The organism is Paenibacillus terrae (genome assembly GCF_000943545.1).
GTDB classification, from domain to species: domain Bacteria; phylum Bacillota; class Bacilli; order Paenibacillales; family Paenibacillaceae; genus Paenibacillus; species Paenibacillus terrae_A.
In genome coordinates this window covers 1-13,168 of record NZ_JTHP01000105.1, presented here as the reverse complement: position 1 = coordinate 13,168, position 13,168 = coordinate 1, and the positions used below count along the sequence as shown (strand labels likewise).

Annotated in this window: 12 protein-coding genes and 1 CRISPR repeat array; of the genes, 10 read left to right on the top strand and 2 right to left on the bottom strand. The window is 46.1% G+C overall.

All coding sequences use genetic code 11. From position 1 onward, the window contains the following. Window positions 1-557: 557 nt before the first annotated feature. Window positions 558-1,001: a CRISPR direct-repeat array (repeat unit 33 nt; unit sequence GTCGCACTCTGTATGGAGTGCGTGGATTGAAAT). Window positions 1,002-1,683: 682 nt separating this feature from the next. Both QD47_RS27340 and QD47_RS27335 read right to left on the bottom strand, forming a co-directional pair. After that, window positions 1,684-2,409 carry a hypothetical protein gene (locus QD47_RS27340; RefSeq protein WP_044649084.1) on the bottom strand — a complete coding sequence of 242 codons (726 nt, stop codon included), beginning with the start codon at window positions 2,407-2,409 and terminating at the stop codon, window positions 1,684-1,686. Between the two features lie 102 nt (window positions 2,410-2,511). Next, complete coding sequence (locus QD47_RS27335) at window positions 2,512-3,093, bottom strand: ArpU family phage packaging/lysis transcriptional regulator (protein WP_235332381.1); 582 nt, start codon at window positions 3,091-3,093, stop codon at window positions 2,512-2,514. Between the two features lie 318 nt (window positions 3,094-3,411). Here QD47_RS27335 and QD47_RS27330 point away from each other — a divergent pair, with 318 nt between their 5' ends. From QD47_RS27330 to QD47_RS27290, 10 genes are all read left to right on the top strand, one after another. Then, window positions 3,412-4,809 carry a helix-turn-helix domain-containing protein gene (locus tag QD47_RS27330; RefSeq protein WP_044649083.1) on the top strand — a complete coding sequence of 466 codons (1,398 nt, stop codon included), beginning with the start codon at window positions 3,412-3,414 and terminating at the stop codon, window positions 4,807-4,809. 280 nt (window positions 4,810-5,089) lie between these two features. Further along, window positions 5,090-5,251 carry an aspartyl-phosphate phosphatase Spo0E family protein gene (locus tag QD47_RS31260; RefSeq protein WP_200893535.1) on the top strand — a complete coding sequence of 54 codons (162 nt, stop codon included), beginning with the start codon at window positions 5,090-5,092 and terminating at the stop codon, window positions 5,249-5,251. A 43-nt stretch (window positions 5,252-5,294) separates the two neighbouring features. Next, window positions 5,295-5,489 carry a hypothetical protein gene (locus QD47_RS33495; RefSeq protein ID WP_044649082.1) on the top strand — a complete coding sequence of 65 codons (195 nt, stop codon included), beginning with the start codon at window positions 5,295-5,297 and terminating at the stop codon, window positions 5,487-5,489. Window positions 5,490-5,612: 123 nt separating this feature from the next. After that, window positions 5,613-5,987 carry a DnaJ family domain-containing protein gene (locus QD47_RS27320; protein ID WP_044649081.1) on the top strand — a complete coding sequence of 125 codons (375 nt, stop codon included), beginning with the start codon at window positions 5,613-5,615 and terminating at the stop codon, window positions 5,985-5,987. A gap of 131 nt (window positions 5,988-6,118) precedes the next feature. Continuing rightward, complete coding sequence (gene hrpB, locus QD47_RS27315) at window positions 6,119-8,653, top strand: ATP-dependent helicase HrpB (RefSeq protein WP_044649080.1); 2,535 nt, start codon at window positions 6,119-6,121, stop codon at window positions 8,651-8,653. 289 nt (window positions 8,654-8,942) lie between these two features. Beyond that, window positions 8,943-9,527: a general stress protein gene (locus tag QD47_RS27310; RefSeq protein WP_044649079.1), complete on the top strand. Its 585-nt coding sequence runs from the start codon at window positions 8,943-8,945 to the stop codon at window positions 9,525-9,527. 190 nt (window positions 9,528-9,717) lie between these two features. Next, window positions 9,718-10,890: an acyltransferase gene (locus QD47_RS27305; RefSeq protein ID WP_044649078.1), complete on the top strand. Its 1,173-nt coding sequence runs from the start codon at window positions 9,718-9,720 to the stop codon at window positions 10,888-10,890. Window positions 10,891-11,057: 167 nt separating this feature from the next. After that, window positions 11,058-11,696 (top strand): CatB-related O-acetyltransferase, encoded by a 639-nt coding sequence (locus QD47_RS27300; RefSeq protein ID WP_044649077.1) that lies wholly within the window; start codon window positions 11,058-11,060, stop codon window positions 11,694-11,696. 248 nt (window positions 11,697-11,944) lie between these two features. Further along, window positions 11,945-12,307, top strand: a complete 363-nt coding sequence (locus QD47_RS27295) for a helix-turn-helix transcriptional regulator (RefSeq protein ID WP_014281229.1) — start codon at window positions 11,945-11,947, stop codon at window positions 12,305-12,307. A gap of 19 nt (window positions 12,308-12,326) precedes the next feature. Then, on the top strand, window positions 12,327-13,168 hold an 842-nt coding region (locus QD47_RS27290; RefSeq protein ID WP_044649076.1), incomplete at its 3' end, for a Gfo/Idh/MocA family protein.

Here is a 13,168-nt window from a genome sequence, read left to right as displayed (position 1 = left end):
TGTCGGCTAATGAAGCATCTAATTGGCTAAAAAAGATAAAGGTAAAATAAAAGACAAAACGTAGTAAAAACGACTATAATACTAGGAGATAGTCAATATATTTCGAGGTGAGAATGTGAAGCTCACATGAAAATCCTGCGAGCTTCGCACCCCAGATTTGTCGAAAACATGTCGATTGAGGTACGCTAAATAATGCTTAAATAGGGTCGATATGAACCATGATCTTGTAATTTTAATTACGTATAAATTAGAAGAGTTGATCGATTCAAAAGAAGTCAGCCTTCGATACCGCAATTTAGGAGATAACTAAAAAAAGAAAGTAGAGTATGTGAGGGCAAAAGAGTCTTAGGATATGGAAAGCCTGCTGATTCTGTAAGGTGCGAATGTGAAGCTCACATAAAAACCCCGGATCCTTCGCACCTCGAAATTTGTCGAAAAGGATTAGTATTCACTTTCTATAATAGAAGTCAAGGGTGGATTCAAGCTTTTTCAGCATCGTTTTCTGCGAAAATGTATGGAATTGATATCGTTAGGGTATCAATTTCTGTATTTTCGCTGTCGCACTCTGTATGGAGTGCGTGGATTGAAATTTCAACGCTCGACTGTTTCAATTCCGAAAGCAGGTACGTCGCACTCTGTATGGAGTGCGTGGATTGAAATTGACGGTTTCTACTGTCCTTACCGAACAGTAGCCAGAGTCGCACTCTGTATGGAGTGCGTGGATTGAAATTTGAGCCTTTGCAAAATGTGTAATATTGCTCTGAGTCGCACTCTGTATGGAGTGCGTGGATTGAAATAAGTCCGGTCAGTTGAGGAATTAAACACCATCGGTCGCACTCTGTATGGAGTGCGTGGATTGAAATTACATGGACAAGAAGGACAACACATTCCAGGTGGTCGTCGCACTCTGTATGGAGTGCGTGGATTGAAATAGATGAGGCAATCTATGAGAAGTTCGCTGTAAAGCCGTCGCACTCTGTATGGAGTGCGTGGATTGAAATTTCATATTGGGTTATAAAAAATTAGTAGCAGAATCGTCGCACTCTATATGAGAGTGTGGAATGACTCTGGTGATGCTTGGTTACAGAAGCTCTGCTGCTGCGAGCTGCTTGAGCACTGGCGGCGTAGCGATAAGAGGGCCTTTCGACCTGTTGCCTTTAATATAAGCTTTGACCTTGCGGGTATAGTAAACAACGCCTTGACCCCCCAATAACTGGATAGCCGCTCATGTCATCAGTTAGTGAAGTTTGTACATGTTTGCCAGTGCTGCTTGGCATGTTTCTCATCGTGAAGATGCAGGATGCCTTCTGAATCCAAAAATGCGAAAGGTGGTAGTGTAGTAGACATGGTTCATGTCCTCCTAATATGGTATTTCGAAAAATCAAAAAGGCCGACACATTGGCCGACCTGATCACTGAAGCGTTGCGCCTCGATTCGTCTTATTTGATTTTCCATATTACAAATTTACCACATCAGAAGTCCAATGGCGGGCCATTAAACGGACAATTTCCGGTCAAAAAGCGGACACGAATTATTTAGATGTGTTTGCTCTAAATTAAATGAGCTTTTTTGTGCATCAGGTACCTTGAGCTGATTAGATGTGTAAAAGACAAGTCCTACTAATATGAGAAAAATCGCCAAGATGATAATCAAAGTCCATATTATTATTATTTTCATTTCTAGTTACTCCATATATCCCAACGTATAATAAGTTCCGTCAGGATATCCAGTTGTGTCGAAACGGAAGCTGCCTGTTTGCCATTCATACCCTTTTATCGGCCCTACCCCATATGAGAAAACGGCTTCACCTTTAAAGCGGTTATTAATTATAGATTTGTTTCCATAGAGCAAAGTTGTTTGACATAACGGATTAATGTTTTTAGCTACATAGGCATTATAGGAGATAGCCTGAACAACTTTATCTTTTGATTTGTCATTAGAAAATGATCCGGTCGCTTTATATTCCAATAACTCTATTCCAAACAAGGTGGCAACTTGTGAGTACGACAGAGTTGCTTGTTGTACCGCAGCAGGCTGAATGATGGTTTTGGTTTCGATCCCCTCTGGTGTTTTTTGATCAGGATCTTGCAACGCTTCAAATATAAATTTAGGATCACTTAGAGTCGCAACAAATTTTTCTTGCTGCTCTTCGGTAAGTGCTTTGAATTGTTCGAGTGCTTTCTGAGCATCGGTAACTGCACTCTTGGCATCCAAAGTCTGTACACCAAGTTTGGTTGCTGTACTAGAATCATAGTTTTCCAAGAAATTGATATACTGCTCTTTGGTAAGAGGTTCGACAGAAGTATCCGCAGCATGTGAAACCCCAGCTAATAAGAAAGAAGTTACTAATAATGCAACAGACATAAATACAGCTAAAAGACGACGAATACCCGAAATTTTCAAATTCATTCCAATACCTCCCAATAATTAGATGAATGCAGATATTATAATAACATATTTCCAAATTTTTGTATCGTGGATTTAATTTTTTTGTAAACTCATACTTTAGAACTAAAAAGAACAGGTCAGCTGATTACGAGGCCACTGAAAACTGTTGATTTCCGAAAACACAAAGTTTTTAGGGGTACAAATATGTCTCCCTGAACGCGAAAAGAGCCTTAGAAGCGATTCTAGAGGCTCGTTTTTCTTTGGATATTCAACAATGGGGGCTTTTTCATCAGTGTACCGTGTCAGCTTTAGTGCTCCGGCTAAAATGCCAATTGCATCGGTCTTGATCCGCCGAAAAGTACGGTCACTGATAGGTGGGTCCATTTCATTACAGATGATAGCATTGAACTCATCCTCATCATCCAGATATCTCCTCTGAATGACTTCACGTTGCATACTGGACAACTTACTCATCGCCAGATCCAGCAACCGGTCTTTAGCCTGCAGTTCTGCTTCTTTATCAACATTATATGTGGCAATATCCTCCGTCTGTTTGCTGATCGCATTGGTGGACTGATGCTCTCTATATGAATACGCCTGCGTTATTGCCGCTTCGCGCCGTACAAAACCAATCTGCCGATACTGCCGAACTGTCTCTAGGTATTCCTCAACAGCGAAGCGGGTGGCTTTCTCGTCGACCGGCAGAATATTGAACGTTAATTGTAAGTTGTTTTTTTATTCTCTTCCCCATTATCGCTTTCCTCTCACCATTGACCCTCGCGAGCCCGGCCAAGGAATGCGGGGGTTGTTTGTATAGTATTCAAAACCCGTGTGAAATTTTTCCATGGTCTATTAAATTCCACTCCTCTCGTTCGTGTCACCATGTCCTTTTTGGACAAATTATGCCAAACGTAGTTTTTTCGTATGAGTTGCAATAAAAATGTTGACAGTTGTTAATTTTTGGACAAAAATAGAAATTGATCTTTAAAATTATGGAATTTTTATGTGAAGGGTGGTTATGACTTGAAGCATACACCTACGATTTTAGCGGAGTTTGAAGAGTATCTAAAACAAAACGACTTGACTTTGGCTCAATTTGCGGAATATTCAGGTGTTTATCAAAGAACACTCAGTAATTGGATTACTCAACATCGTCCTGTTTCTTTACAACAGCTTGACCGAATCACGTTGGCCATGGGATTACCGGAGGGCTATTTTTACGAACTATACATAGAAAATTACATCATCGACCTTCCCCCGAATTGGCGGCGAATCGAGCCACTATTATATCGTTGTGGAGAGCTGGACAAGCTGGGTGCGATCCGTCGAATGGTTGGACATATTATGGACAATCCGTTGTATTCGCTCAGACTATATGACATTGCGGAAGCGCTATTTGCACAGGGACGACATGCTGCTGCGTTGCTGCTCTATGAGAATGTAGCAGAAGTGGAAAAATATCAACATTCTGAACGCTTGGCAATCTGTCAATATCGTATATTCACAATTCAGGTTGGAGACGATCAGAACCGAAATCTCAAGGCAGCTACGCTATTTGAACCCTTTATTGAACGGTTGGATGAAATAGTTCAGCTTGATGCATTGAAGGATTTGGCGAATGTGTATCGTTCTTTGCGTCAGTGGGACAGGCTGGATGCAATAGCTCGAAAAATGAGAGATAAAGCGGAAATTCAATATAAGATGAAGCATCGGCAGAAGAAGCGAAAGCATGAGAAACCTGATAAGAAGCTGAGTCGACCCATGTTTGTGTACATCACCTATTCTGATTTACTGTGTGCCAGTGTATGTGAAGCCCAAGGCGATTATGAGCAAGCTCTACAATATACATACGCCTACACTAATTTGGATTGGGTCATAGAGACGGACGAGGATACCCAACATTGGGTTAACTTGTTCAAAGATTGGTCAGAAGGTAATATTTACACATACAAACTTTTATCTGGAGACATAAGTGTGCTTCGTGATTATGTGGATTATATTGGTACTTCACCTGATATGTCGGAAAAGGAAATGGTAGCTAAATTGATGAACGTTTTGATTGCGGCTAACCAATACCAGCTAGATGTGAATGATATGCTTCTAAGGTTTAAAACGAAAATTGACTTTTTTGCTCAACAGAACCCATCTGCTGATATGTATACTCATCAAGTAGTACCAGAACAATCCACGCGTTTTAAATATGAATTAGCTAAATATTACTTAAATAGAGGTAGATATTCAACTGGCTTTAAGTACTTGTTAGACGTTTTATCTAAATCATTAGCCATTAATAAAGAAGCTTTTTTTATTAGGTGCATAAGATTATTTGAACAGTTTAAAGAATTTGCAGACGTCAAAGCTTATGTAAAGTACGAAAACTTAGTTAGTCAAGGAAAAAAAGAAAAATTATTTTATTATTAGGGGTGATTTTTTTCAAAGTAAATCGAATGTAAATCTTATAGGTTTCATAAATCAATGTTGAAAAAATGGGTCTATTGATCGTCGGAGCTAGCTTTATGTTTATTGTTGATTGCAAGTTTATCGCTGAGCAACTTGGACACAACTGAAAATGAACATAGATCCACATAAGTGCCTCTGGAATGTTCCAGAAGCACTTTTTTTTGTTGAGCGTATGATTAAATAATCCAAAAATAGACGTTTTCCATTAGGATATGACACAGAAGGGGGAATCATGCTGATGATGAATCAAGGTGTGACTTTACTTCGTGTCGAGCGGGCGAGAAAAAGACTGTACCAAGTCCAGAAGAAATACGGATTTTTAACGCATCCCAAAGTGATTGAACAATCCAAGAAACTGGATGATCTTTTGAATCAATACCAAACGTGCAAATTAAAATCTTAACGAACTGATAATTAGAGTAAAACTTAACCTGGAGGTCATAAAGTTGAATAAACGCAATGCTGTAACCCCTTTTGGGTGGAAAATCAAACAAAAGCTGGTTGAGAAACAAATTGACCAGAAAACATTTTGTGAGACATATCATATCCCCCCTAGCCGATTGTCCAATCTCATCCACGGAACACGTAGGGCCAAGAAACATAGAACACAAGTATCCCAATTGCTTGGAATAGAAGAGTAATCCCTCCCCTCTTTTCCCCATGAATGCAGGACATCTTCTGGAGATTTATGCTACAGTGACGAAGGACCCATTTTTATGATCCAATATGGTTGTACATATGCTTATACGGAGTTGAGTTGATCTATGGGAATGTTCTCCAGAATGGCCGAGCAAAAAATTACCGAAGCCATGGCGAAAGGCGAGTTTGATAATCTGGCAGGAGCAGGCAAGCCGCTGATTATTGAGGATTTATCACATGTTCCAGAGGAGCTGCGTATGTCGTACAAGCTACTGAAAAATGCGGGCATTTTACCGGAGGAGCTTCAATTGCAGAAGGAGTGCGTCCAGCTACGCGATTTGCTCCATGCTTGTCGTGAGGCGGGAGAGCAACAGCGCATTAGTCGCAAGCTGACTGAAAAATCGCTTCGTCTTCGTATGCTGCTGGAGGAAAGAGGGCTGAATACTTCGTCTGTATTTTATGAATATGAGCCGGCTGTGCGTAAGCGATTGGAGGGATAGAAGCGGAGCTTCGTCATTCAAACCATGATAATTACAGGTAGTGAAAAATTCACAATAATGAAGCAAATTCGTTGTTCATATAGAAACAACACTTAGATTCTACGCATCTGCGTATCATTGGAGAGATTTCATTGACAGATACAGATAAACAACTGCCTATCATTCAAATTATTCCCGAGCTTAAAAATGCGCTGCAATCCCATCCGGCTGCCGTATTGATTGCACAGCCGGGCGCAGGCAAGACGACGGTTACGCCGCTGGAATTGCTGCACGAACCGTGGCTGGCGGGGCAAAAAATGTTGATGCTGGAGCCGAGGCGCTTGGCGGCACGTGCAGCAGCGGCGCAAATGGCGAAGGCGCTAGGAGAACAAACCGGGCAGACGGTGGGCTACCGGGTTCGCATGGATACAAAAGTAGGACCGAATACGCAGATTGAAGTGGTTACGGAGGGCGTGCTGACCCGGATGCTGCAAAATGATCAGGCGTTGGAGGGGATCGGCCTGATCATTTTTGATGAGTTTCATGAACGTAGCTTGCATGCAGATTTGGGCTTGGCGCTTGCGCTGCAAAGTCAGGCACTGTTGCGGCCTGATTTAAAAATATTGATCATGTCCGCGACACTGGAGGCTGAGCCTGTATGCCGTCTATTGGGGGACGCTCCATTGCTGGAATGTCCGGGCACGGTATTTCCGGTAGAGACGCTTCATATGTCCAAGCCTTCATCGGTCACATTAGAATCCTTTACGGCAGAGACGGTAGACAAGGCCCTTCATGCTCATGAAGGCGATCTGCTGGTATTTCTCCCGGGAGCCAGAGAAATTCATAGAACGGAACGTGAGCTGGCTTCAAGGAATTTGCCTGCACACGTCAAAGTAATTCCGCTGTACGGTAGTATGAAGCTGGAGCAGCAGGATGAGGCGATACGACCGTCGGCTTTGGGTAGCCGCAAGGTCGTATTGGCAACCTCTATTGCCGAGTCCAGCTTGACAATAGCCGGGATTACGGTAGTGATAGACAGCGGGCTGTCGCGGGAATCCGTTTTCTCCGCGCGAACCGGCATGAGCCGTTTGAACACCGTTAAGGTGTCCAAAGCCTCCGCCGATCAGCGGCGCGGCCGGGCGGGCCGCCTTCAGCCGGGCGTGTGCTACCGGCTGTGGAGCGCGCAAGAACACGCCGCGCTCCCCGATGCCAGCCGCCCGGAAATCGCGGCGGCGGATCTGGCCCCGCTCGCGCTGGAGCTGGCCGCCTGGGGCGTCCGTGAGCCAGCCGAGCTAGGCTGGCTGGATGCCCCGCCTGAGGCGGTGTACCGCCAGGCCACGGGCCTGCTGCGCCAGCTCGGCTGCCTGGATGCCGCAGCCGATGGCACGGCAGGCGGCATTACCGCGCACGGGCGCGAGGTGTCCGCCCTGGGCGCGCATCCACGCCTCGGGCATATGCTGCTGCGCGCGGCCGCCCTCGGCCTGGCGCCGACCGCCAGCCGCCTGGCTGCGCTGCTGCAAGAGCGGGACCCGTTCCGCGCCCATGGCGGAACGGATTTACGCCCGCGGCTGGACGCCTTGCGCGAGGCGGCTCACGCCCGCAGCACGCACAGCCTGTTGCGGGCGGCAGACGATACGGTGATTCGCCGTATCGTGCAGGAGAGTCGGCAGCTACTTGCCACGCTGCCGAAAGCAGCCGCAGGGCAGGACGAGCCTGATGGCTCCGGGGCCTGCGGGCTGCTGCTGGCCTTTGCGTATCCGGACCGGATCGCGCAGGGCCGGGGAGATGGCCGCTTTTTGCTTAGCGGCGGCCGGGGGGCGCGACTCCGACAAGTGGAGTGGATGTCGCGTTCGTCCTATCTCGTCGCCGCCGAAGTGGACGACGAGGGAGCAGACGGTGCCATTCAGCTGGCGGCACCGATTGAACTGCAAGAACTGATCGAGCATTGCAGCGAATTGCTGCTGGAGAAAGCGAACGTATACTGGGACAGCTCTGCGTCAGCAGTAAGAGCCCGTAAGGTATTACAATTGGGCTCGCTCGTCTTAAAGGAAACGTCCTATGAGCATCCTCCGACAGAGGAAATCGCTGCCGCCTTGATGCAGGGTATCCGTGAACGCGGTCTAAAGCTGCTGTCCTGGAATCGGCAAACCCTCCAGTTGCAGGCACGTTTGATTTTTATGCACTTTTCGGCACCTGAGGATTGGCCAGACAGCACCGAGCCAGCGCTGCTGGATTCACTGGACTCGTGGCTGCTGCCCTTTGCCCTTGGAGCCAAAAATGTATCCGATCTGCAACGGCTGGACGGTGCCGCCTTGCTGTTGGGCAGACTGGATTGGGAACAAAGGCAGCAGCTTGAGCAGGAAGCGCCGACCCATATCCGTGTGCCCAGCGGTTCCCGTATTCCTGTCGATTATTCGAATCCCGAGGCGCCTGCACTGGCAGTGCGGCTGCAAGAGTTGTTCGGTATGCGAGATACGCCGCGTATTGGACGCGGACGCGTGCCGATCGTGCTGCATCTGCTGTCACCTGCACAGCGACCTGTGCAAGTAACCTCCGACTTGTCCAGCTTCTGGAGCGAGGCTTATTTTGAGGTCAAAAAGGATCTAAAGGGCAGATATCCCAAGCATTATTGGCCGGATGATCCGTTGGAAGCCGTGGCGACCAACAGAGCAAAGCCAAAGCGTTAAACAGCAGCTGTTTTGTCCAAATCAACACTGAACTCGAAAAATTCACAAAAAAATGGAGTAGGCTGAATGGTGCAGTAACGTTCATTCAGGAAATCCGGGGATAACAGCGATGGGAAGCACCATCTGACTGCGTAGTGGCTCCATATGTAACTTTCCAGTATAGCTTATAGAATGGTTTAAATTTGAAGGTAATCGATTTTTTGAATTTTCGTAAAATCGTTTAAACGTCAGGACAGCCGGGTAATGAAGGACGAACCACTCAAGACCAAAATATTGGGAGGTAACTACCATGGCTAATAACTTAAACGATTATAACGAAAAGAAAATTGTCGGTATTTTTGATACAGAGCAGGAAGCATCTCATGCGATTGGACAATTGCAGAGCAGAGGCATTCCAAGCAGTGAGATTTCCGTCATCACACGTGACCGGGACGAGCTGAGGACGATTAGTGAAGAGACAGGCACCAAAGCACCGGAGGGTGTGGCGACAGGCGCGGCAACAGGCGGTGTTGTAGGCGGGGTCGCTGGTTTGCTGGCAGGCATCGGGGCCTTGGCTATTCCGGGCATCGGACCTATTCTCGCTGCTGGACCTATCGCGGCTACCCTTACCGGAGCGGCTGTCGGAGCGGGAGCAGGTGGCTTGGTCGGTGGACTGGTCGGGCTGGGCATTCCGGAAGATGATGCGCGTCAATACGAGACCTACGTCGATCAGGGCAAAATTTTAGTGCTGGTGGATTCCGCTGATCATCACAGGGATGTATATGATATTTTCCGCACCAACCGTTCTCTGAATGCGGATCGTTACAGAACGTATGATGATACGATAGCGGATACCCGGACAGATGCGTACACAGATACCAGAAGGAACCTGTAACTTTATAGGTTATTTTTACAGCAGCAGTCTCCCCGAAAGGGAAGGCTGCTGCTTTTCCATATGTATGCTCGTTGATAAACCGGAAATAACTGAAGCTTTGCTTGCATTGGCACGTTTCTCCTTCTATATATTTTTACAGAATTGTCGCTATAATAGACTTATATATTTCTAGACATAACAGGAGAGTGACATGAGTCAAAAAGAGAGAATTTCCGAAGTCGCTTTGTTGAGAGGGCTGGCGTTTGCCGCCGTTGTTCTTCAGCATTCCGTCGCACATTTTGCGGTTGCGCAGGGGGCGCGCATCCAGGACGGAGTTTTGATGACACTTTTACTGCTGTGTTCCAAATTTGCGGTTCCCGTGTTTGTGTTTATCACCGGGATGGTGTTATTTTACAATTATGATGGACCCTTAAAGTATGGAACGTTTTTACGTAAAAGGTTCATGGACATCATCGTGCCTTATATCATATGGTCTCTTTTATACGAATTGGGAAATCAGCTTGTTCAAAGCGGAGGGCATCTTCACCCGCTAGATTTTTTCCAGAAGCTTTTGAATGGGAAAAGCAGCTATCATCTGTGGTATATCGTGATGATTATCCAGTGTTATGTGCTATTTCCAGTGTTTCGTTATGCTGTCCGCCGTTTGTCAGCGTTATTGCCGTCAGCATGGCGACCCGCTGCATTGGCTGGAGTCGGCGTGGTGTACATCATGCTCATGTTCGCGGTGGGGCCGATGTACCGATTGATGGATGGGCTCCAGCTTCCGGTGGTTACTTCCTGGTTCACAATTTACGCTGATCGGAATGTGATTTATTTTTTCTTTTATTTTGTGTTAGGGGCGGCAGCAGGGATGAACGTCAAGCGCTGGAATGCTTGGGTAACCAAGGCGCAGATCGTATATTGGCCGTTGTTTATTGTGATTACAGGCTACTTGCTGTATGAGATGATCGGTCTGTTTCAGACGCCGAGAGGCACGGTTCTTTCCTTTAACTACTTGTCTCTGCTGCGTCCGGTCATGGCTGTATATTGTGTCACGTCTATTTTTGTTGCTTACCGTGTGGCGACGTGGATCGCTCATAAGGGCGGGCGTGTGGCGGGGTTGCTGACTGCCATCGGGACGTTGTCCTATGGAGCGTATCTGATGCACGCTTTTATGCTGCGTGTCACGTACTCTTTTGACGAGGCGTTGTTTGCAGACTGGAGCCTGATTCTTCGCACGCTGGCTTCGTTCGTCCTTTGTATGGTCTTTTCCGTTGCAGGCACGTGGCTGTTGGCGCGTCTGCCTCTGGGAAAATGGATTGTGGGGCTTCGGATTCGTCCACGCCCGGCCGGAGGTCCGCCAGCCTTGCAAAAGCAAGCCTGATTTGGTAATCCCAACCACATATTTTCACAAAAAGTATCCCGAAGCCCATGTAACAAGGCCCAGGGATACTTTTATTATCTCCATTTGTTTAATGGTATGCATACTGTTAGACTTGGACGTGCCTTTTCATTTAAGGTGAATCTATATCATTATAGGGGTGTTGCTACATGAGTGGTCCAGATCCAGGAAGCGTTTTCCCGATGAAAAATATTAGAAGTCTGTGTTTTTTGAAAAATGTAGTGGTTAATCCACATATCGAAATCGGGGATTATACCTATTATGACGACCAACATAATCCTCTGGATTTTGAAAAAAACGTCCTTTACCATTTTGATTTTATAGGGGACAAACTAAAGATCGGTAAGTTTTGCGCAATTGCAACCCAGGCCAAATTTATTATGAATGGTGCAAATCACAATACAAATGCATTTACCACTTTTCCTTTTGGAGCGTTTGGTGGAGAGTGGGAAGTTGGTTTACCCAATTTAAGTGGAGGTTTCAAAGGGGATACCGTGGTTGGGAACGATGTTTGGATAGGTTACAATGCTACCATTATGCCTGGAGTTCATATAGGAGATGGAGCGATCATTGCATCAAATGCCGTGGTGACTAAAGATGTCTTGCCTTATTCTATTGTAGGGGGAAATCCGGCCCAAATAATTCGTTATCGGTTTGACGAGGAAACTATTGAACTACTCAAAACACTAGAATGGTGGAACTGGGATATCCAAAAAATAACAGAATGTATTCCTGTTTTGACAAGTAACGATACGGCGGCCTTAAAGAAATTAAGTAAGTCTTCGTAATCTGTAACTCTATTTTTTTAGTCTTAATTATATTATTTCAATATATGAAAAATTCATAATAGAAAAGATAGAATTACAGACCGCCACTTCGCCGACTATCTCATAACGCTTCATTTTATATCTCCCGCCAACTTCAAACAGGTCACAAGGGAGAGATTGAAAATCCCCCTATCATTAGTGTATGGACGCTGAGTGGTTTATAATGGAAGGTAAGATATAAGAGAATGGTATGAAGAGGAGGCCATGAGATGGCGTTTATGATATCCCAGCGGGCTTTTATCAAAATTTATCTGATCACAATGGTGGAGAAGCATCGCGGTTATGGATATCAGATGCTCGAATCGATGAAGGATGAGTTTAGTGGCTTTGGATATGTTCCGCCTCAGAGTGAGGTCTATCGAGCGCTGCACGAGCTGGTGCAGGAGGGCGTTTTTTACCGTACCAAACGGTTAAAAGGAACAGATCCCCGCGTAGATTTTCAGGAAATTGTACTCTATCATTTTACAGATGATGGGGAGGAGAAAGCGCGACTATACAAGAAGCAGGTCAAAACCGATTTGGACCGTTGCTTAGGTATGCTGCACAAAGCGGAGCAAGACAACTATTCCTGACCACGAAAGGATGAGAATGATGGGTAGAAAGCTGAAATGGGGAATTTTAGGCACTGCCGAGATTGCCAAAATTGCTGTAATTCCGGCGATTCAGCAATCCGAGCGCGGAGAAGTACTTGGAATTGCTAGTCGCAATGCGGATAAAGCCGCTGAGGCCGCCCAGGAGTTCGATATTCCGAAAAGCTATGGAAGCTACGAGGAATTGTTGGCTGATCCCGAAATCGGGGCGGTGTACATCCCGTTGCCGAACCATCTGCATGAAGAGTGGACGATCAGGGCCGCGGAAGCGGGGAAGCACGTTTTGTGCGAAAAACCATCCTCTCTTAGCTCAGCCGGGACAAGCCGCATGATTGAAGCATGTAAAAGTGCAGGAGTCATTTTTGCAGAAGCTTTTATGTATCGCTATCATCCGAAGCATCGAAGAATTAAGGAAATCATCAATAGCGGGGAAATTGGCGACATTCGCGGCATTCATTGCACATTTACGTTTAACAATGCCGATCAGGCAGATAACGTGCGCTTCAATAAAAGCATGGGCGGTGGATCGCTGTACGATGCAGGCGTATATCCGATTTCGGCGGCCCGTATGTACTTGGACCGGGAGCCGGAGGCGGTGACAGTACATGCTTTATTTTCACCAGAGCATGACAATGTCGATATGATGGCATCCGGCCTGCTGGGATTTCCGGGCGGGGTGAACCTTACCTTCGATTGTGGCATGTGGGCAGCGAACCGTTCCAATATGGAGATTCTAGGTAGCAAAGGGACGATTGCGATGCCTAAAATGTTCGGCTGGGAAAGATCATCTGTCGTCCCGCAAATTTTCGTTCATGTCGGTTCGGTTACACGGAGTCGTCGTGT